Annotated in this window: 19 protein-coding genes; 8 read left to right on the plus strand and 11 right to left on the minus strand. The window is 48.4% G+C overall.

Annotation, left to right across the window (positions count from 1 at the left end):
• Positions 1-64: 64 nt before the first annotated feature.
• Positions 65-1,975, minus strand: coding sequence for a D-alanyl-D-alanine carboxypeptidase family protein (locus EL645_RS17360; protein WP_126551686.1), 1,911 nt, complete (start codon positions 1,973-1,975; stop codon positions 65-67).
• Between the two features lie 320 nt (positions 1,976-2,295).
• On the opposite strand from EL645_RS17360, the gene EL645_RS39350 reads away from it, so the two are divergent.
• From EL645_RS39350 to EL645_RS17370, 3 genes are all read left to right on the plus strand, one after another.
• Positions 2,296-2,433: a hypothetical protein gene (locus tag EL645_RS39350; protein ID WP_161977441.1), complete on the plus strand. Its 138-nt coding sequence runs from the start codon at positions 2,296-2,298 to the stop codon at positions 2,431-2,433.
• A gap of 263 nt (positions 2,434-2,696) precedes the next feature.
• Positions 2,697-3,320 carry an RNA polymerase sigma factor gene (locus EL645_RS17365; protein WP_126554240.1) on the plus strand — a complete coding sequence of 208 codons (624 nt, stop codon included), beginning with the start codon at positions 2,697-2,699 and terminating at the stop codon, positions 3,318-3,320.
• A gap of 546 nt (positions 3,321-3,866) precedes the next feature.
• On the plus strand, positions 3,867-5,252 hold the full coding sequence (locus tag EL645_RS17370; RefSeq protein WP_126551687.1) for a glutamine synthetase family protein: 1,386 nt from the start codon (positions 3,867-3,869) through the stop codon (positions 5,250-5,252).
• On the opposite strand, the gene EL645_RS17375 is transcribed toward EL645_RS17370, so the two are convergent.
• Positions 5,249-5,881, minus strand: coding sequence for a phospholipase D-like domain-containing protein (locus EL645_RS17375; protein WP_126551688.1), 633 nt, complete (start codon positions 5,879-5,881; stop codon positions 5,249-5,251). The two genes, EL645_RS17370 and EL645_RS17375, sit on opposite strands and share 4 nt — an antisense overlap.
• Entirely contained in the window at positions 5,878-6,807 is a 930-nt protein-coding gene (locus EL645_RS17380) for a phospholipase D-like domain-containing protein (RefSeq protein ID WP_126551689.1), read from the minus strand. Before EL645_RS17380 ends, EL645_RS17375 begins: the two co-directional genes overlap by 4 nt.
• A 465-nt stretch (positions 6,808-7,272) precedes the next feature.
• Here EL645_RS17380 and EL645_RS17385 point away from each other — a divergent pair, with 465 nt between their 5' ends.
• From EL645_RS17385 to EL645_RS17400, 4 genes are all read left to right on the plus strand, one after another.
• A complete protein-coding gene (locus EL645_RS17385) occupies positions 7,273-7,584 on the plus strand; it encodes a hypothetical protein (protein ID WP_126551690.1) in 312 nt (103 codons plus the stop codon).
• Positions 7,581-8,975 carry a peptide ABC transporter substrate-binding protein gene (locus EL645_RS17390; RefSeq protein WP_126551691.1) on the plus strand — a complete coding sequence of 465 codons (1,395 nt, stop codon included), beginning with the start codon at positions 7,581-7,583 and terminating at the stop codon, positions 8,973-8,975. The genes EL645_RS17385 and EL645_RS17390 overlap by 4 nt, the downstream gene beginning before the upstream one ends.
• Before the next feature lie 295 nt (positions 8,976-9,270).
• A complete protein-coding gene (locus tag EL645_RS17395) occupies positions 9,271-10,230 on the plus strand; it encodes an ABC transporter permease (RefSeq protein ID WP_126551692.1) in 960 nt (319 codons plus the stop codon).
• Between the two features lie 22 nt (positions 10,231-10,252).
• Positions 10,253-11,377, plus strand: coding sequence for an ABC transporter permease (locus tag EL645_RS17400; RefSeq protein WP_246035391.1), 1,125 nt, complete (start codon positions 10,253-10,255; stop codon positions 11,375-11,377).
• Between the two features lie 86 nt (positions 11,378-11,463).
• Here EL645_RS17400 and EL645_RS17405 read toward each other — a convergent pair whose 3' ends face one another.
• The 8 genes from EL645_RS17405 to EL645_RS17440 form a co-directional block, all read right to left on the minus strand.
• The gene (locus EL645_RS17405) at positions 11,464-12,867 is read right to left on the minus strand and encodes an NAD-dependent succinate-semialdehyde dehydrogenase (RefSeq protein WP_126551693.1); all 1,404 of its coding nucleotides are present in this window, start codon (positions 12,865-12,867) and stop codon (positions 11,464-11,466) included.
• 19 nt (positions 12,868-12,886) lie between these two features.
• Complete coding sequence (locus EL645_RS17410; RefSeq protein WP_161977442.1) at positions 12,887-13,651, minus strand: cytidylate kinase-like family protein; 765 nt, start codon at positions 13,649-13,651, stop codon at positions 12,887-12,889.
• Between the two features lie 250 nt (positions 13,652-13,901).
• A complete protein-coding gene (locus EL645_RS17415; protein ID WP_126551695.1) occupies positions 13,902-14,801 on the minus strand; it encodes an HpcH/HpaI aldolase/citrate lyase family protein in 900 nt (299 codons plus the stop codon).
• Positions 14,802-14,959: 158 nt separating this feature from the next.
• A complete protein-coding gene (locus EL645_RS17420) occupies positions 14,960-15,181 on the minus strand; it encodes a hypothetical protein (RefSeq protein WP_126551696.1) in 222 nt (73 codons plus the stop codon).
• Between the two features lie 136 nt (positions 15,182-15,317).
• A complete protein-coding gene (locus EL645_RS17425; protein ID WP_126551697.1) occupies positions 15,318-15,995 on the minus strand; it encodes a GNAT family N-acetyltransferase in 678 nt (225 codons plus the stop codon).
• Positions 15,996-16,124: 129 nt separating this feature from the next.
• Positions 16,125-16,820 (minus strand): dienelactone hydrolase family protein, encoded by a 696-nt coding sequence (locus EL645_RS17430; protein WP_126551698.1) that lies wholly within the window; start codon positions 16,818-16,820, stop codon positions 16,125-16,127.
• A gap of 333 nt (positions 16,821-17,153) precedes the next feature.
• Positions 17,154-18,107, minus strand: coding sequence for an ABC transporter permease (locus EL645_RS17435; protein ID WP_161977443.1), 954 nt, complete (start codon positions 18,105-18,107; stop codon positions 17,154-17,156).
• 302 nt (positions 18,108-18,409) lie between these two features.
• On the minus strand, positions 18,410-20,017 hold the full coding sequence (locus EL645_RS17440) for an ABC-F family ATP-binding cassette domain-containing protein (protein WP_126551700.1): 1,608 nt from the start codon (positions 20,015-20,017) through the stop codon (positions 18,410-18,412).
• Between the two features lie 1,028 nt (positions 20,018-21,045).
• Between EL645_RS17440 and EL645_RS17445 the strand changes: the two genes are divergently transcribed.
• Complete coding sequence (locus tag EL645_RS17445; protein WP_126551701.1) at positions 21,046-21,678, plus strand: hypothetical protein; 633 nt, start codon at positions 21,046-21,048, stop codon at positions 21,676-21,678.
• Positions 21,679-21,751 lie beyond the last annotated feature (73 nt).

The following is a 21,751-nucleotide window of genomic DNA, read 5'->3' on the forward strand; positions in this document are numbered from 1 at the left end:
GCTCCTCATGATCGACGATACATCTGGCTTGATCCTATGTCAAATAAAAGGTTTCAGCAATACTTTAAACTGTTTTACATTCCTTTGACTGCAGATCGCACTGTATGGTTGCATGTTCAAAGCGTTGACTCAGTGCGGTTGTCGTGCTGGTGTTGGCGGGCCCAATAGGATATCCAAACTTACTCAAGCCATGATTTTTATCAAAATAGTTCATGATCAACCCCGAAATAGCGTACTCAGTATAGACGTAGAAACGCCCATTGGTGCCCATGGGGATCGTTCGCTCACGCGTATCACTATGGAAGTAGGTCCATTCAGCGGCGTAGGGGATTGGATGCACATTGGCATTGATCTCACGCGGCGAGATCCAGGTAAAGTCGCTGAAACCATAGTTCATCAGATCTCGCATATCGGTCCACCAATCCACTGTATGCATTACTACTCCGATCAAGTGATGGCCATTGCGTGTACACGAGATCACCTGTAAAAAGTTGGAGGCTGCATCCCAGCCGGTTTTACCGCCATCGACGCCGGGATACCAGTACATAAATTGGTCGCCGTTCTCTAAATAGTGTTCGGCATGCTGCTTGTTGCCCACGATATGATACTCTCTGGTCGAACTGATCTGATGAATGAGTGCATTGCTAAAGACATGCTGACCCATTATCGCGAGGTCATGGGCACTGGAATAATGGCCATCCTCCATCAAGCCATGTGGATTGAGAAAGTGGGTGTCATGCATCCCCAATTGCAGGGCGCGCTGATTCATTTGATCCACAAATTTAGGCACACTACCGGCATCTGCATCGGCGATGACGATCGCTGCATCATTGCCAGATACGAGGAACAGACCATAGAGCAGCTCACGGATACTATATGTCTCACCGGGCTTTATCCCCATAACGGAACTATCAGCCGAAAGCTGATTGAGATCCCTGGTGATAGACGGTGTAATAGTTATCTCTCGATCCAGTTTACCACCTTGTTCTATGGTGAGCAGGGCCGTCATTAATTTTGTCGTGCTCATCATCGGGATATGCATAAATGGGTTCCGGGCATAGAGCGTAACACCAGTATCGGCATCGAGCAGATAAGCAGAGGTTGCCAGTACGGGTGGAGCAGGATGATTATTATTTGGTGGCTGAATAACAAGCTCATGTGGATTGGCCGGATTGGCCGGTTTCAAGACAGTCGTGGCGGTGGCCGATTGGTCGCTGGTTGAGCCAGGATAGCGGGCCGTAATATTGGTTGATGGGTGCAGCAACAGATTGAATAGCAAGGGCAAAACGATTAACAGGATTAAAGCGCCGCTAATTGTCAGTGCCACCGGTCGATTATGAATAATAGTATGAAATATATCAAAGATCAGGTTTTGCGCATGCCGTTCGCGGCGTCCGATACGTGTATAAGATTGCTGTACAGTGGGTATATTATAGGCAGCCGGTGGCTGTTTGGGCCGGGTTGGATTTTTGACCGGCCTGACACTCTTTTGTACCTGCTCTGGGCGATTATCCGGGATATCTTCAATGTAGACACGGGGTTTGGGACGACGCGTTTTCGTCTGATCCAGAGGTCTCTCACGTATAGTCTGATCCTCAGGCTGTTCGCGCACATAGGTACGTGGACGCCGTGTGGTTGTCTGGTCTTGCGGAGCCTGCTCTTCGCGCCGTTTTAAGCGTCGCTTCATCAACTGCTCAGTATTAATACGCGTGCCTGCCTGTGGGCGAGCCAGACGTGCCCTCTGAGTGGATCTAACTGGAGAGTGGGTGGTTGGGGCTGCTTCCTGATCAGGATCAAGCTCTAAAAAGCGTGAAGCTCGCCTGATTCTAGGAATTTCAGGATGTTCATCGAGTTGATAATTTTCATCCTCATCCATAGGTTGTGGAGGCCTACGGCTCGTGCCAGGACGCTTTAAATCGCGTACTGTTCTCTCTCCATCCAGATGATCGTTTTCATGCGATGGCGTTCTGCGCATCCGCCAATCCTCTCCATTCAGTAGTCAGGCAAAAAGAAGATATGAATGTATTGCTTTATGGTCTTTTTTAATTACCAATTGCTTTCATCTATCTTACTCAGCGAATTTCATTATTGTCAACTTTATGTGCGGAGCCTGCAGGACTTTTTCATGTTCCTCTTTGGCGCCTGCGGCGTCGGGTTGGGAGTGTGGAGAGTGTGTGGTGGGCGGCCGCCCACCACACACTCTCCACACCTGAAAGAAGGTCCATCATATCGCTTGCTCGTGATCTCCCTGCGCTCTCTGGACGAACAGTAAAAAGCCCTGCGGAGCCTGTTATTATGGTAATGAACTCAGCGTATTGCTGCTTTTTGCGTAGCAATCAGGTAGATTTAACCTTAAAGGCTGCTCGCAGGCTATTAACCATTCTCCAGCTGGTGTGTTTGCTGGCACTCAATGATAAATTGATGGACTATTGATGCAAACTTTACACAATTTTGAAGTTTCGCCCCATTTTTTTTGCTATAGTAGATAGGTAAAGAAAAGAAACCATCTTCTTTCCAATACATATCATATAGTACTCAACGTAATTGCATCATTCAATGTCTTGGTTTTGTGCAAACCGATGTTTCTGGTTTCCACATCTTCTGTTGTTATACGCAATACGGATTGCAAAAGTTGATGTTGTGTGGACTAAGACTTTTATGCTGGATATGAAATAGAGAAAAACAGGATTTTGGCGATGTTTGTGCAATTTGATACTTCTATCTGTGCTACAGATTGTTCTGATCATGCATTGATTGTCGCGACTCTTGCAGGTGACGAGTGCGCATTTCCGACCCTGGTTCAGCGTTATCAATTGCCTTTGTATAATTTTATTCAGCGTAGCTTGAGAGAGACCGAGTGGGCTAACGATGTGCTGCAATTCGTGTTTTTGCAACTCTATACTTCATTGCCGCGTTTGCGCGATACCCTGTATTCTGAGCACACAAATGCCCCTTTAAAAGCGTGGCTATTCCAGGTGGCCTGGAACCGCTGCATTGATGAGCGCCGCAAGCAACGTTCATTGCTCTTTTCCGAGTTAGAGGAGAACGATGAGCGTGACGAATTTTCCTTTATAAGTATTATTCCCGATGGAGATCCGCAACCAGATATAATCGCGGAACAACAAGAATTGCGCGTGGTCCTGCGTAAAGCTATTCGCCACCTCCCTTCTCACTTTCGCTCAGTTGTTATGTTACGCTACACCCAGGAACTCAGTTTTGGCGAGATTGGACGTTTATTAAATATGCCTGAGAATACTGCCAAGACCTATTTTCAGCGCGCTCGCCCACTTTTGCGCTCTGCCTTGCAGCGAGCCATCTAAAAGCAATCGTAAATGCCGCTCAGTCGCGGCTAGCTTCGCTGCCACTGCCATGCCATATCTTTGAGCGCCAAAGGCGTTCAAGAAGTTTTATTATGTGGTGCAAAAATTGCGCCTAGCGCAATTTTTGCACCACATAATAAAAAAAGCGCGGGCGTGCCAGCGCACGTCCGCGCAAGAGCTCAGAAAGCGTCAGACTTCCGTCACTACCGCGCTGTTTGTGTATGAGCTTTTGTGTTTGAGGAGCTCATACTGAATTTCTTGTGTGATGCAAAAATTGCGCCTAAGCGCAATTTTTGCATCACACAAGAAAACAGGCGCGGGCGCGCCAGCGCCCGCCCGTAAAGGAGTGACACATTTCCCATAAACATGCGAGTCTAACATTCTATAAGCAAGGTGGCTACTTGACGTGTTGGCAGGTGCATGCTAACCTGCGGACGTTAAACAAGCACACCTTATACTGACAAAACCTGGCTTGTAACATAAAATAAATATCCTGTTGCCGCTGGCAGAACGCGCTGTACATCTACTGAGAAAGGGAAAAATTATATGAATCTCGTCGAGGTGAAATCACTCATTGAGGAAGGGAAAGTTGAATATATCAAGCTTGGCGTGCCTGATATTGATGGCGTCTTCCGTGGTAAGCGCGTAACAGCGCCATTCTTCCTGGAATCTATCGAGGCTGGTTTTGCCCAGTCAGATGTGCTATTCGGGTGGGATATTGCAGAGAATGTACTTCCCAATCTGAAGGTGAGTAATATCAATCGTGGATTTGGGGATTTTGTAATGGTTCCCGATCTCGATACTTTTGCACTGGTGCCCTGGGAAGAAAAGGTGGCCTCCTGTGTCTGTGATCTGTGGACCGAGCATGGAGAGCCGATTACCGTTTCACCTCGTTATGTATTGAATTCCCTGTTAGAGCGCGCGCGTAATCTGGGTTTAGCCCCCATGGCAGCCTCTGAATTAGAGATGCGTTTTTTTCGCGAAGACCAGGTCTCATTGCGCACCAAAGACTTTGGTCCTGACCTGACCCCCTTGAATCCAGGTACAAACTGCTACGTAATTAGCCATGCGACGGCCGATGATTATTTGATTGGACAGGTTGTACGCCAGATGCGCGCCTACGGCATTGATATTGAGGGCTATAATCGTGAGCATGGTCCGGGGATGTATGAGATCAATATGCATTATAGTGCGGCCTTGACCGCGGCTGACCGCACAATGCTCTTTAAGAGCGGGGTAAAAGAGATCTGCCACCAGAGTGGTTTTACCCCGACATTTATGGCCAAGTGGAATGATCAAGAAGATGGTAGTAGCGGGCATACCCATATGAGTTTATGGGATGTTGATGGTGAGCGCAACGCCTTCTGGGATGATGATGCCGAAGGGCATATGTCCGCCACCATGCGCCATTTCCTGGCGGGGGTGTTACAGAAGATGCCTGATTTTATGGCCCTCTATGCTCCTACCATCAATTCTTATAAGCGCTACATTGAGGGGACCTGGACACCACTCAATACCGCGTGGGGAATGGACAATCGAACCTGCGCCGTACGTGTCATCAATAGCGGCCGTAAGTCGATTCGGCTGGAAAATCGCGTGCCGGGCGCCGATGCCAATTTCTACCTGGTGTTTGCTGGCATGCTGGCCAGTGGACTCTATGGCATTGACCATCAATTGGAGCTTCCTCCGCGCCTGGATGGTAATGCTTATAGTCAGGAGAAGATCGAGCAGGCCATTGCCCATGGTCATATGTATCCCCTGGCCCGCAATCTGACCACCGCCACTGATCTGTTTGAGAAGAGTGAGGTGGCCAGAGAATATCTGGGTGCTGATTTTGTTGAGCACTTTGTAATTACGCGTCGCTGGGAGGTTCAGGAATACGAGAAAGCAGTGACCAACTGGGAGCGTCGTCGTTACCTGGAACTGATCTAATTTTCGGGTTCCTCAATCCAGCCATGCTCTTCACGAAAGTTTAAACCCTGATGGTTGGCTTCCTCAGCGGTCAAATATGGCAACAGGTGGCCAACCAGAGGCTGACGTGCTTTATAGTGCTCCAAATTTTCCTCCGCGCGTTGTTGCATCAGCTGCACAGCCTGGAAGGGATCGTGCAGGGCCTCTTCCAGTTTTTGAAAGACTTTTTCCGCCATTGCCCGTTCCGCTGTTTTCAGGCTCTGTTCTCGATAGAGTCGCGAGGCCGCATTCAGTTCTTCCAGACTGAGCAATCCAATGTGCTCGGCCTGCAGCAGCAGACGTAATCCATGGGCCAGAAAAGGGTCCAGCGTAGCCACATTGATCTCGGTATCATCATGCATACCACGATTGTTCAGGTTGCCTGATCCCACAGTCGACCAGGTATCATCAATAATCGCGGTTTTAGAATGGACATAGATCGGGCGATAATGAAGCAGGCCATCATCCATACTATAGTGTGAGGTGGCCAGGCAGAATGCGCGCAACCTTCCTTCCTGTACCGCTTCAGGTACTGCGGTTCGCAGTATGGTCAGACCTGCATCACTAAAGGCGCGCCCCACATTGGGATGATCAGGGAGTAGGATACTCATAGTGGCGCCCGGCGTAGTGCCGCAATAATTTGTTGGATATGATCCTCCATCTCCCCACTATCTTTACCCAGAAATGGAATGTCCACGCCATAATAAGCGCGTAGCCAGAAATACTGATTTTCTAAGTAGATCGATTGTTGCGCATTGCTCAAGGCATGGTCATAAAGCTGTGTAATGCCCAGGATGGCCTCTTTATCGAAGGAATAGGTATGCTGTGGCACGGTACGCGCGATCTGAACAACGCTCTGACTTTCTATCGGGGCTGGTAAAGGATGTTCTGGAATATGCAACTGCGTATCCATGTGATGACGAGCGACAAGATCATTCCAGCGCTGGCGGAAGTTCAATTCGACATCGCCAGCCGCCAGACCTTCAATTTTAGCATGTGTATCATGCCAGCCATGAGGTGTCTTGCCCGACGTTGTCCGCCGCAAAGGGGTATCAAAAACATGTTCAGACGTATCCCAGCGATCAAAGTCATCTTCCTTCTCAATGAGGGGATCGAGGCCACCCACAAAGGCAATCTCATGATCGACCACGGTCACTTTTTGATGCAACGATTCAATCTGATGGTGTAGAATGCCCTCCGCGCTATCATCCAGCAGACAGGTAATACCAGCCTCCGTTAATTTATCTCGCGCCCCCTCTGGATCATAGACCGCGAAGGCCTTCTTTGCTTTCCAGAGCAGCACCTTAACCTCGACTCCCTTACTTTGCGCATATACCAGTACTTCTTTCACAGAAAGCTTATGTGTCAGCCAGAACTCAATATCAGCATCTTGCAAGCCCTGTTCACGTAAGTCCTCAATATAGGCTGTGCGGACCTGATCCTCAGGCTGCTCAGGCAGTATATCCTCGCCTCGTACCAGGAGTATATCCGGTTCCATGCCCCAATTGGCCAGGTAAATAGAGCGTGTCGCACGCATAAAAACACAGACACATTTCTAGAAATGTGGCCTGCCCATCTATAAAATACGTCACCCGCGAATCGCGACGGACAGGTGTGTCTCCAAGGGCCCACCAATCGGTTGCTGTGATTTCCTTTGACTCACTATACATGCTTATAATTGCACCCCCTCTAAAAAATTATGTGCTTAAGTAATGATACTTGATAAAGGACTGTAGAGGTGACAAAGTGACTATCTTCTAACCATTTTTTTCTTTTTGTCGATATTGATGAGAGATTTAGATTCCAGGATGACGTAGTTAAATATATCGAAGACTTTTATCAGCACACACCAGTTGGTGGTGAGACAAAAATGCCAGAGGTGTGACACAAAAAAGGGCCAGAGATACATTTACTTTTATTTTTCTGTCGTGACATATCTATTGCGTTGATCGTGTGCTGAATTATCGTTCTACCTCTTTGGGTTTATACAAGGAGAATTATTGTGAAAGCCGGTAAGAAACTTTCTTTGCAGTTCTTGACCAGCCTCGTCTGCTTGATGGCCATATTTATGGCCTCATGTGGTAGCAGCGGTGGCTCGGGCAGTTCCTCTGCTGCCGTTTCTGATGACAAGCAGGTGTTACGTTACCCTGTTGTTGGTGACATCAACAGCTTTGATCCTGGTACCGTACAGGATACCGACTCCAATTTTCCCATTCAGCAGGCCGTCTTTACTGGTCTGGTAACTCTGGACAAAGATCTGAAAGTGAAGCCCAGCTGGCTGCTGAGCTGCCAACCATCTCAAAAGATGGTATGACATACACTTTCAAATTACGCCCAGGCCTCAAGTTTAGCAATGGTGATCCTCTGACGTCCGCTGATGTCGTATATAGCATCAACCGCGCCGTCTCTAAGAGCCTCAATTCACCTGTGAGCTACTATTTGAACCTTTTGAAGGATTATGACAAAGTCAATTCAGGAAAGATCCCAACCTTGATTGGCGATAGCCTGCTGACGCCTGATCCTACTACTGTGGTGATCAAAATCAGCAAACCCGCCGCTTATTTCCTGGAAGCCCTTTCTTATCCTACATCTTATGTAGTGAACCAGAAGATTGTTGAGAAGTACAAAGGTGGCAGTAGCCCCTGGACTGATCATATTCAAGAGGGTGCCGGTGATGGCCCATTCAAAGTTCAGTCTTACTCGCACACCACTGGTATTCAACTGGTACGCAACGATAGCTACTATGGTCCTAAGCCAAAACTGAAAACTCTGTCGGTTGTCTTCTACAAAGACGAAGATGGCATGTACAAAGCTTATCAGGCCAAGCAGTTGGACTTCACCTATGTTCCAACCGCAAACGTGGGTGATGTGGTCGGAAAACCCGACTACAGCTCAACCGATGTATTGACGATTCGTTACCTCAGCTTGAACTATCTGGCCAAGCCTTTTGATAACATCAAAATTCGTGAGGCCTTTGCTCTGGCTATCAACAAAGATCTCATTGTTAAGACTGCTATCAACAATGCCTTTACGGCCACCAATCACATCATTCCTAGTGGAATGCCTGGTTACGATGCAGCCTTGACCGGCCCCGAAGGAACCACCACCCAGGGTGATCCTGCTAAGGCCAAACAATTGCTGGCTGATGGTATGAAGGAAGAGGGTATCACAACCCTGCCTTCTCTGACCCTGACCTACTACCCACGTGAGCAGAGCTTCAAAGATGCAATGTCCCAGATCGTTTCGATGTGGCAGACCAACCTGGGCGTGAAGGTCAATGTTAACACTGTAGCTCGCGCTCGTTTGTTGGACCTGGAGAACGCTACTCAGAACAATGCTTCACTGCCACTATGGCAGGCGGGCTGGAATGCTGACTATCCAGATCCACAGGACTGGCTGACAACCTTCTTCGATCAGGGTTCGGACTACAACCAGTTCAACTATGGTCAGAATCATTCTACTGCAGCCGCCGAGCAGCAGCAGGTTCAGCAGGAACTGCGCAAAGCTGACGTTACACCTGACCAGGATGCCCGCATGAAAATGTATAACGATGCTGAGCAGAAGATCATCAATGATGTGGGTTGGATCCCTCTGTGGCAGGAGAAAGTTCACTCTCTGACCAGCCTGAAGGTGCACAATCTGAAACTCAACTCTCAGCAGTTGATTCCGCCTGACGACTGGAGCAACATCTACATGTCGGCATAACTGATTAAAACGTAAGTTTAGGTGGGTCATCTGTCATCTTCCTATCAACGATGTATGGCAGGTGACTTCCTTTATCAGTTAGTTGTAGGTATCCGTGACGTATGGCCCTCTCGATTGATTCAGACGTTGCGGATATTTTCCTTTTTTAGCCATCTACATTTTTATCTCCAGCTAGAACAGAGTAGAACGCGTAAGTTATGTGGCATTGAAGGAGATAATCCTCTACTCATACAATTCGTACATTCCCATTATGACACAGGCACCTTTGTAGAGAAGAAGGAGGACGGAGCTTGGTATGCTTAAATTCTTAATAAAAAGATTCATTGGGCTCCTTTTCGTAATCTTTTGCGTGACATTTCTCACGTTTATTATAGGTTTTTACTCTCCCAGCAATCCAGTTCAGATTATGATGGGAGATCACCCCAATCATACATTGGAATTACAATTGATGCATGCCTACGGATTGGATCTGCCATGGTACCAGCAATATGCTAATTTCGTTGTACGTTTGCTGCACTTTGATCTAGGAACCTCGTTTAAAACAATTGGCCGACCAGTTAAGGATATTATTGGAGATGGCCTACCAATATCGTTGGAGCTCGGCTTCTGGGCACTGGTAATCCAGCTTGGTATCGGTGTTCCGGTTGGTATTATCTCAGCTATTCGAGCGAACAGCTGGACCGACACCATCAGCATGGGTGCTTCGCTGGTTATTTATGCCCTGCCATCCTTCGTTTTAGCTATCCTGGTCCAGTTTTTGATTATCTGGCTGGATAATACTTTTGGTTGGAGCTGGCCTAATACCCAGTGGGGAACACCCTGGCAATATAGTTGGATGGATATTCAATATAAACTGGCCCCGATCCTGGTTTATGGTGCCACCGGTATGGCATATTTCGCGCGCCTGTCGCGTACCAGCATGTTAGAAATCTTACGTCAGGACTATGTGCGTACCGCCCGCGCTAAAGGCTTATATGAGCGGGCCGTGATCTATCGCCACGCTTTCCGCAATGCATTGATTCCTCTCATTACCGTTATAGGTTTGTCGATAGGTTTCCTGGTAGCGGGCGCCTTCTTCATTGAAAGAATCTTCTCCATTCCTGGCATTGCTGGCATTACATTGGACTCGATTGATAACCTGGACTACCCCGTCGTACAGGCAACAACTGTTATATTGGCCATCGGAGTTGTCTTCGGCAATCTACTGTCTGATATCTGCTACACAATTGTCGATCCCCGCATCAAAGCTGAGTAAGTCGAGAAGGTGAGTATTGAAAATGGAAAACGATAGAGGACCGAAATTTTCGAAGCCCAAGTTTGTGCAGCCTGATGAGGCTATGGTGCCCCCACCATCTCCTCAGGAGCTATTAATAGAGGAAGCTCCCGCCTTATCGACTGAGGTCATCGAAGGCAAGCCGGTCAGCGATGAGGAGAAAAAGAAGAAAACGGCCACTCCTTTTCAGGAGTCTATTCGGCGTTTGCGCAGGGATAAGCGCGCCATGTTCTGTCTGGCCGTGATTGTGCTCTACGTTCTGATTGCGATCTTTGGCACACCAATCTATAAACTGGCGGGCCCCAACTATAAGAGTGACATGACGAATACAACGATCCCTGCATCCGTCTATCGAGATTTTACACATCAGGAAGCGGACCGCAAGCACGAGGGACCATCTGCGCAATACTGGTTGGGCACTGATTCTATTGGCCGCGATTTATTATCGCGCTTAATGCAAGGTATGTTGATCTCCATCGCGGTGGCAACTGTGGTAGAGATAATCGACATTTTTCTGGGTGTGACGATTGGCGTACTGGCCGGTTATTATGGCGGTTGGATAGATTTCTTCCTGGCGCGTTTTACCGATGTTATCTTTGCCTTCCCTGGATTGCTATTTATCATTTTGCTGGTAGGTATTCTGGGTTCGAAGGCCAATGATATGTTGGGAAATATTCCAGTTATCGGTGCCAATGGTAACGCACGCTTGCTCTTTGTCTCTGTTGGACTAGCGCTGACCGTCTGGCCATTGATGGCCCGTTATGTACGTGGTCAGACCCTGCAGTTGAAGGAGCAACAGTTTATTGAAGCTGCCCGCACCTCGGGTGCGACCGACTTTACAATTATCCTGCGCCACCTGATTCCCAACCTGTTCAGCATTGTAATCATTGCTTCAACCTTGAACATTGCTAACACCATTATCAGTGAAGCAGGTATCAGCTTGCTGGGTCTGGGTGTTCAACCTCCAGGATCCAGTATCGGATTGATGATTTCGGATGCGACTGACTTCCTGCAGAATCATCCCTGGGAGGCCTTGATGCCGTCGTTTGTACTGGTCATCATTGTACTGGCCTTCTCATTCCTTGGTGATGGTTTACGTGATGCGTTCGATCCACGTTCAAAGGACTGATAATTGCACCTGCTTACATGCACATCACCACAAAGGCGAATGGGAATATCCCCATTCGCCTTTGTGGTGATTTTTTGCTGCTGCTATTATTCAGCAGGTGATTGGGTGGGAGTCTCATCGGTTTTAGGGCCAATCCAGATCGTCTGGATGTTGACGAATTCCTGAATACCAAAGTGCGAGAGCTCGCGGCCATAGCCACTGTGTTTGACGCCACCAAAGGGCAGGCTGGGCGTTGAAGCGGTCATGCCATTGATAAAGACACCACCGGCTTCGATGCGGGCCGCCAGTTGTTGTGCCAGCTCAAGATCGCGCGTCCAGAGATTGCTGCTCAGGCCAAAGATTGAGTCATTAGCCAGCTCTATAGCATGCTCAGCATCGCGTGCGCGGATTACCGCAGCCAGAGGACCAAAGGTCTCTTCTTTGAAGGCAGTCATTTCAGGCGTGACATCCGCCAGGATGGTCGGCTCATAGTAATATCCCTTATCTCCAACCCGTTTACCACCTGTCGCCAGCTTAGCTCCCTGGGCCAGAGAATCCTGTACCTGTTTTTCCAACGTCTCACGTAGATCCTTGCGTGCCAGCGGCCCTATCTTCGTCTCGCGCTCCAGAGGATCTCCTATGCGCAACTGCTGTGTATATTTCACGAATTTTTCTGTGAATGCGTCATAGACCTGATCAACTACGATGAAGCGCTTGGCGGCGATACAGCTCTGCCCATTGTTCTGATTGCGGGCCTGGACCGCTGTTTTGGCTGCGGCATCCAGGTCGGCGTCGGCCAGGACGATATAGGCATCTGCACCGCCCAGTTCCAACACATGTTTTTTGATCTCACCGCCACTGGTGGAAGCAACCTTTATGCCAGCCTGTTCGCTGCCAGTTAAGGTGACTGCAGCAATGCGCGGGTCCTTGATCAAGGCCTCAGTCTCCGCTCCAGGGACCAGCACAGTGCGGAAGACGCCCTGGGGGAAACCACAGGCCTCAAACATACGCTCGATCTCCAGGGCCACCTGTGAGACGTTAGATGCATGTTTGAGGACGGCCGTATTGCCAGCCATCAAACCGGGGGCGGCGAAGCGCATCACCTGCCAGTAAGGAAAGTTCCAGGGCATTAAAGCCAGCACCACTCCCAGGGGTCGGAACGCTATATAGCTCTTTGTGGCATTGCTGGGTAGTACTTGCGGTGACAAGAACTTTTCTGCATTATCGGCGTAATATTCACAATTTAAAGCACACTTCTCCACCTCGGACTCAGCCTCAACGATGGGTTTTCCCATTTCCAGCGTCGCGATCCGTGCCAGGCGGGCTTTGTGCTCACGAAGATAGCTGGCCAGCCGATGGAAGAGGGCGCTCCGCTCGGCAAAGCTGGTGCGGCGCCAGCTGCTAAAGGCCGTATGGGCCTGTTGCAAAGCCTCATCGATCTGTTCCGAGCTATAAGGCTCAAATGTTTCCAGGACTTCTTCGGTTGCAGGATTGATTGATTGGATGCTCATATTATTCTTCTTTCCTTAATTACTCCATGGCTTTAACGACAGGGAGCGCCTGGCAGATGAAGTTTGTTGCACTCTCAAATGAGAACAAGCCAGTATTGATAAGGAGATGGTAAAAGTTTGATCGCCGTCCATCTACGCCATAGTAGCGACGTAGATAACTAGCTTGCTCATCATCCCGTTGCTCAATCATCTCTCTCGCTGCAAGGCGGTTGAGTTGATACTGTCTCATTACATAGTCGATGCGATATTCCAGAGGCGCGAAAATATGAATATGCAGGGTACGTGGATTATTGTGCAATAAGAATTGCGAGCCACGCCCAACAATAATGGCGTTTCCCTGGGTGGCTAACTCCAGAATAACGCGCTGTGTTAAATGAAAGTACGCCAATTCTTGAGATTGAGATTGAGCTTTAGAGGCCGGATACATATAGTGAACATTAAAAGGATTGCTGGAGCGCAATGCTTCTAAAATATTACTAGAAAGGCCAGTGGTCTGCTCATCCTGTCGCGTTGCATATTCCATATCCACATTTAAGCGCCGGGCGACCTCAGTAATAATCTTTTGATCGACATAATTGAGGCCAGCCTCCTGGGCTACCATGTGTGCTATATCTGAACCCCCACTACCAAACTGGCGTGAGATTGTCACCACCACCGATCCCTGGGGGGGAATTCCCGAAGGCATTGGATCAGCTGCCATGGCCGTTTCAGGGAGTACGCGTGTCTCACTTAATTTTTTCTTCTTTTGGAGTTTTTGAGCATCTCCATGCAGCATATCTTTCATCAGCATGATCCTTTATGTAAAGAAACATTTCATGATGTTTCTTATATCCTACAACGTGTGTTAACTCTCTGCAAGAATGGGATCTCTCAAACTGAACCTCTGTTCGACACGTGCTCTCCTTGAAATTAAGCTCTCGCATTTCCAATCTGGATGTCTGGTCAGAGGGGGAACTCTTGCGTATTGTAATTATGCATCTAACTATCTTACGTGTAAGGAGTCCCTGGAAGATACGTTTTCGTCCGCAAAGGATCTACATTCCAATTAGATCTGCCCTGGCAATAATATTCTGTACGCTTCTAACAATGGCCGCATCGACCATCTTGCCTTCAAAGGCGATGGCGCCCTGTCCCTGGTCTAGAGCCTGCTTATAGGCGGCATCCAGGCGCCGGGCATACGCAACCTCTTCTGGATCGGGAGAGAAGACCTGGTTGGTGATGGGGAGTTGGGCGGGATGGATGGCCCATTTGCCGACAAAGCCCAGCGTGCGTGCACGAATGCACTCTCCCTCATAACCTGCGCTATTTTTAAAATCAGCGTAAGCCCCATCGATGGCATCGATGCCAGCCGCTCGTGCGGCGATGGCAATTTTATTGCGCGCATAATGCCATAGGTCCCCTGGGTAATAATTAATGGTCCCTTCGATACCCTTGCTATCGACACCTTGCGAGGCACTATAGTCTCCCGGCCCAAAGATCAGCGCCTCCAGGCGGCTACTGGCCCGGGCTATCTCTTCTACATTGAGCATTGCCTCGACCTCTTCAATCAATACTTCTAATCCGATACGTCGCGAGAGGCAGCGGTGTTTTTCGATCTGCGCAAGCAAGGTATCGACCCACCAGACATCGCGGGCTGATTTTACTTTGGGGATAATTACGATATCGAGATACTCACCAGCCTCTTCGACTACCGAAATAATATCCTGGTAGGCGAATTCGCTTTCCAGATCGTTGACCCGTACTGCGCGTGTTTTCTGTCCCCAATCCAGCGTCTTGAGACTATGGATAACTTTAGCGCGGGCTGATACTTTTTCATTGGGGGCAACAGCGTCTTCCAAATCGAGAAGGACCAGGTCAGCGGCGCTGGCGACCGCTTTTTCCATCATGCGTTCATTACTACCGGGGGTTGAAAGCTCTGATCGTCTGAGGCGCATAAGAAGCTCCTTTAGCTGTCGAATTTGTCTTTGCACGAATATTATATCAGAGGAAAGGAGCACAGGGTAAAATGGCGGTAAGAGCGAATCAGGACTAGAGGATTCCAAAAATAGCACAGTGGAAGGAAAAGCAGATCTCCTTCCACTGTATCTGTGGCTTAACCGATGACCTGGGTATAGAGCTCACACACGGTTAAGGCGGCTTCCTGTTCCCCTACACGATGTATAAGCTGCTCATGATACATATCGACATATCTCATACGGGCATCAATAAAAGCATGCTGAGCTGTACCACTGGCCAGCCCTGTTAAACCATTTTTCATTGCTTCATATTCTTCTAAAATTTTTTTTCTCAGCAGGGCGACTTCACTCTGGCACATAGCGGGCTCCTCACCAATAAAGACACAGATTGAATAAGTACAATATAAGATGCATACTATTATTGCTTTTTCTGTATTTATAAACGCCAATTTTTATGCTTTTCACGGGTCTGATGGGCCAGACAAGCAATGGATTTTACGACAAACTTATCGTTGTACCCGCGACAAAAGGTCGATAGCCGGCGGCATGGGCTAACCGAATGGAGGCGCTATTCTCGGCCAGAGCACTATAGAGTGGTAGTAAGCCTTCCTGGCTGACACTATTGGCCCAGAGGATAGTTGCAGCCAGTGCAAAACCCTGGCGACGAGCCTGTGGATGTGTCTCAACTCCTAATTCACAGGCCTGCGTGGTTCGTCGTGAACTATGCGCGATAGAGAGAATCTGTTGCTCTTTTATCACACCTATGAGTGGAGCACAGGCAGGTTGGAGGAAATAATTTCCCTGGCCCGTGCTATAAGCTTCTAGCAATGGATAATCGTCCTGTGTAAGTGGCCTGGCAATATCCTGGACGGTTGCCAGGCTCATCGCAGGTGAATGAGAGGGGGCAAGCGCCTTTTCATGGTGGACCTTGTAGTTCGCAGGTGTGATCTGGCCACGCTCCCACCAGTCCTCTAGCTGTTGTCGCTGAGTGAGCGTTATATCAGGGCGCCAGATATATGTTGTCTCTGCTGCCAACTTGCCAATGTATAGCACCCAGTCAGGTTGTATCCCCTGGCTTGAGAGTTCAATAGTGGTAGTGGTCAAAGCAGGCAGGGAAACCCCCCAGACAGCTTCTACATGCAGACGTAGGAGTTCGCGATCAGTAAACGTCATAAGCCAGTATCTTCACCTTTTTACTACTGAGAAAGATAAAAGTGCTGGCAGGGAACACATATTTAGTAGCCCTTTAACCAGGGACTGCATCGGCTCCCGCCAGCATGGTGTCTTTTTTGCAGAAATGTTTTAGCGCAGGTGTTCTTTCAAGAAGGAGACCGCGCGGGGCCAGGCATCATCAGCGGCTGCTTTATTGCCCATACCATGCTCTGGATTGATAAAGGCATGTCCGGCATCATAGACTTTGACGGTAAAGTCTTTGCCAGCTGACTTGAAAAGCTGCTCGATCTTTTGAATCTGTTCCGGGGGAACGCTATCGTCCTGTTTACCATAGATTGCCAGCACTGGCGCGTTAATTCTGGCTACATCTTCCGGTGTTGGATCATAACCCGCGCCATAGAATGCTACGACGGCTCCCAGGTCAGGGTAGCGCGAGGCAACGGTATAAGCCAGGAAACCACCCAGGCAGAAGCCGATCAAGCCCAGCTTTTTGGGTTGGACATTGGGAAGTTGTTTGATCGTATCCAGCGCCCCGATAATTTCGCGGGCCGCCACATCAACATTTTTTTGCACCAGCATCATCATACGCATGGCATCATTTGGTTCAGTCGCCACCTTGCCATGGTAGAGATCAGGAACCGCGACCACAAAGCCAGCCGCCGCCAGCTTATTGGCCAGATCTAATATATGTGGCTCGATCCCCCACCATTCCTGTATAAGCACAATACCGGGATGTTGCTGATCATCATCGGGTTGTGCGATAAATGCATAGGCCCCATTGCCATTCACATGTAGATCCACTTTTGAATTACGTACTACAGTCATAAAATAGACTCCTTTATACTAAATCAAATACTATCGCCTTTTACCCTATCCATATTATAGTCACGTAGGGCTATTCATGAGTGATACATGCAACCTCTACCACATCTACATGAATAACTCTATCCCTTAAGAGATATCTCCCCACCTTGTTACATGTCAATAGGGTTGGGAGTGTTGAGTGTGTGGTGGCTGCGGCCGCCCACCACACACTCCACTCATGAAAGAATGGACATCTTCTTGCTTGCTTGCTTGTGATCTCTGGACAAACAGTAAAAAAGCCCTGCCATGCTATTGAAAGTAATTGTAAATGTGGCTAGAGCCGCTGCCACTGGCTCAGGCTGTGATGGGTGTTTTATTTGTTCGGCGTATGAGATGGCGGCGTGAGGCACGATAGTGGCGTGGTTTGACCATCAGCATACTGAGCAGGATGAAGATAAGTGCCATGGCCACACTGATGATGGTATAAGTGGCCCAATAGGACAGGTGCCAGGAGCCAATTGTCACTGGTGTGGCGCTACTGGCAGTGCCCCCATAGCCAGTGCCATAGCCAAAATCGACGAAGAACATAAAGGGTGAAAACGTACTGTTGTTGGGAGTGGTAGTGGTTAAAGCTACAATCGGATTCCAGACGAAGAAGAGTTTAGATTTGTTGGGATAGAGTTGAAAGAAATGATATCCCTGGCCAGAGGTGATCAGAATGATAGAGAGTAAGAGTGGGAACACCATCCAGATTAAGCTGACCATGTAGGCCAGGGCGGTAGAGAGCGCGGGACGTTGGAAGGCGGTCGAGCAGAAGATTCCGAGTGTGCCCAGCCAGAGCGCGGTCACGAGATAGATTACCAGCGCGCTACCTACCTGTGCCGGTCCAACTCCGCCGAAGAAAAAGACCAGACTAAAGAGTGGTATCGCCGCCGCGATCAGCAACAGTGCATTGATCAAGCCTGCGCCCAGTTTCCCCATAATCAGCGAAAAAGCCGAGAGCCGCGAACAGAGGAGCATCTCGTAAGTTTGCCGTTCTTTTTCCCCATTGATTGCTGTAGCTGTTAGTGAGGGCGTAATAAATATAATCAGAAAGAGCTGGACCTGAGCGAGGAGTGAATAGAGGTTAGCACCTACATCACTTAGTCCACTGCCGCCTGAGCCTGAGTAACTGCTCGTATCGGTATTACTAAGGAACAGCCAGCCGATGAACCCCATCAATAGCACATAGGTGATAATAACCCAGATTGTCCGTTCTCGGCGTAAGCGTAAGCGCAGCTCTTTGGTGAGGAGCGAGAGAAATGTCATGCCCGGGCACATCCTTTCGTATCTGCTTGGCTTCATGCGGCAACTACTAAAAATAATAAATGCAGGTATTTTTACTGTCTATTATTATGAGTTCGGCGTCTACGCTGCAAAGTAAGAGGACGTGGAGGCAAATTTTATTTATACACATGACCAATCTATTTATAGCACACCACACCACCACTTGTCTGCAAGGAAGTAGAAACGATGGGGAGAAGAAAGTCTGATAGCAGGGGAGAAGCCAGTTGAGGGGGTCCGGGGACACGTGTGCCAGTGGCACGCGTGTCCCTGAAAGGCGAAAAAGATTAAGCACGCTCCAACAAATCATCATATTTGGTATCGTATGGCACGAGCCGACCTTCGGGCATGAGTAGCATTGTGGTCGGTTTGAGTAAGCGCACAAACTCAACATCGTGGGTGACTGTCAGGATGGTACCTCGATAATTACCGAGCGCCTCACCAATGATCTCCTTTGAGATAATATCCAGGTGAGAAGTTGGCTCGTCGAGGACCAGTACGTTAGGACCCTCAAGTACCATCTTGGCCAGGGCCAGCCGGGTCTTTTCACCACCACTCAGAGTGCCAATCTTTTGAAAGACGCGATCACCACTGAAAAGGAAGCGACCCAGGACGCTACGTACACGTTTGGCATCGGTTGGTAAGATGTCATTAGCCTCATTGAGCACGGTATTATCGTAGTCGAGTCCTTCGCTTTCCTGGGCATAATAACCAATCTGTACGCGGTCCCCGATCACGACCTTACCAGCATTTAATGGAACGATGTTCAGTATAGTACGTAACAAAGTCGTTTTACCAACACCATTAAGACCAACGATCACCAGGCGCTCACCACGATCAACCTCAAAGTTAATGTTGTGGAAGATCTGCTTGGTACCATAACTTTTTGAGAGTCCCTTAGCCTCAACCACCAATTGGCTGCTCTGCTGGCGAACAGGAAAGTCGATCTTCATGCGACGACTGGCCTGCGCGATCTGTGGTTTGCTCTCCTCTAGATCGGCGATACGCCTGTCCATCGCGATACGTTGCTTTACACGTGTTGCACCGAAGCCACGCAGACGATCAGAGGTCTTACGCAAGCGTGCAATTTCTCGTTCTTGCTGCTTCTTTGTGCGCTCGATCAATGCCTGGGCATCACCAATGACATTGAGATAATTGGTATAGGTGCCTTTATATTCTTCCAGCTTATGGGTAAACTCATTGAGGCGCAGAACCTTATTGATGCTACGATCCAGTAGATCCAGGTCGTGCGAAATGATCAAGAGAGCGCCTTTATAGCTTTCCAGAAACTCCATCAGCCAGATCGTTGCCTCAACGTCCAGGAAGTTAGTTGGCTCGTCCAGGAGCAGCAATTCGGGGCTCTGGAAGAGCAGACGAACCAGGGCCAGTTTGGTTTTCTGACCGCCGCTCAAAGTACTAACCTCGCGATCCAGCGTGACGCCACCGATATTCAGACCACTGATCAACTGTTCACTACGAGCATCGGCATCATAGTAGCCTAGATTTTCCAACTCATTTTGAGCCTCTTCAAAATGCTGCAGGGCCAGTTCCAGATCGTCAACGTTGGGATCAGCAATTTTCAAGGATAACTCTTCATATCTGGTAATCGCCTGATCCAGTCCGGTGCCACTATAAATGAAATCCCGGACCGTACCACCTGCCGCCACGGGCGTCTCGTGCGCGACATCCTGTGAGAGATAGCCATACGTCTTTGGACGCATAATATGGCCGCGATCAGCACTTTGATAACTACCAATGATCTTTAGCAATGAACTTTTTCCGGCACCATTTACGCCGATCAGCCCTGCCTTCTCACCAGGAGCCACGGTTAGCGACACATCATCGAGAATAATACGTGGGCCATATGAAAGAAAGATATGATTAACCTGTAACATAACGTGGATGTTCTCCCTGTGTGCTTCTCATTTTGAGTGCTTATGAATAAAAACAGTGATATTGATTTGTGATAGACGGGCAAAGGCGGCGACCTGCGGGAGTATACGAGCACTCTCGTAACTCAATGCAAACGGGAAGCACACAGTGCCGCAGGCAAACAGCGACGAGAGAATCGTTGTTTGGCGACACACGCAAATCAAAAGGTAGGCGATGTTGTGATGACCCGTTCAGGAAGGAAAAGGGCGAAGAGGATGCAAAGGGCATACTTATAAGTGCCCACACAAACGGAGGGTGAGCAAGCATCATAAGCGCCAATTCCTGCCGCATAAACCCAGGCGTGGTCGCTCATGCGGCGTTATAAACTGCGAGTGGTAAAGCCCTTTTCATCGTAAAACCTTAATCTATGATTTTTCCGTGTCCGTGACAAATGGTACCATCCAATACATAAGATGTCAAGTGCGTATCCAGGCTGGCTGAGACGTTTCTGCTAGTATATCGGGCAATTCATGATCAGAAAAAGCGCCTGCCAGCAGCGCATACCACACAATAAAATCCCGCTTCTCCCTTTCCCTACGCAATCACCCTTACTTCATCCTCTTCAATTTTTCCAACATAGCTTTACTGCCTGCTCTGCTCTATTACAAGTAATTGGATAGTCGATTGTATTAAATATATTAAACGATATAAGCAAGCATATTTTGTTTTTTGTATATATTGCATATCTATAATAAGTTTAAAGCAACAAGATGAAAAGGAAATGTAGCTATATTAGATAATACCTGGCCTTTGTATTAGCTTTTAGTATGTGAGTTTTAAAGCTGGTATATCTGATTTAGTCCTATTCTAGTGCTTAAAAACTGTGAAGAATAGTTTAGCATATGTTGCTTTCTGTGATAGTACATATAAAGGATGAAAGAAGGATTAGGTAATGCATCAAAAAAAATGTGTTAGAAAATTCCTAGCACGAACCAGTTTAACCATTCGGGGATTGCTATTTGGTATACTCCTCCTGGGGAGTGTGTCAACTGTGCTGGCTACAGCCTTTACAGATGTCTCATCTGTCAGGGCCGCGAGTGGTGGCGGTATTCATGCTGCCCGCCCCCTTGATACCACACCAGTACAGGTAGCTTCACCTGTCGTACCAGCAACAGATACACCTGTGGTACCTCAGGCTACGACTACAGATGTAACCCCGCCTGTGGGATTAGCGACAGCCACGCCGTCCCTCGATAGTGTCGGGGCTCCTCAGGCTACAGATGTGACCAGCGCTGGACAGGACAACGTGAACCAGACTGATGACAACAGTGATGTCAACCAGACCATTAGCGACTGTCAAAATGACTCCAACTGTCAGGTTGATGTCGATTGTCAAAATGCCACCGAATGTCAAATAAAAATTCTCTCCGACTGTCAAAATGATGATCATCACAATCATCACCAGCACAACAACAACCATCACCAGCACAACAACAACAACAACAACAACAACAACCAGCACAACAACAATAACAACAACAACAACAATAATAATCATAGTTTTGGCCATGCATTCGGCTATGGTGGTTTCCCTGGCATGCCTTTGACTGGCAGCGATCCACGGCCTTCCCTCGGCATGCGCTCTTCGAGTGATCTCAGTAAGGGAGCTATAGCGATTAACTAAAGCAGATAATCAACATAGTTCGCTTGAGAGATTCTCCTCATGGAAGGGGAAACTTTGAGAAGCAGTTACTTCC

It is taken from the genome of Dictyobacter kobayashii (assembly GCF_003967555.1).
In the GTDB taxonomy this organism is placed as follows: domain Bacteria; phylum Chloroflexota; class Ktedonobacteria; order Ktedonobacterales; family Ktedonobacteraceae; genus Dictyobacter; species Dictyobacter kobayashii.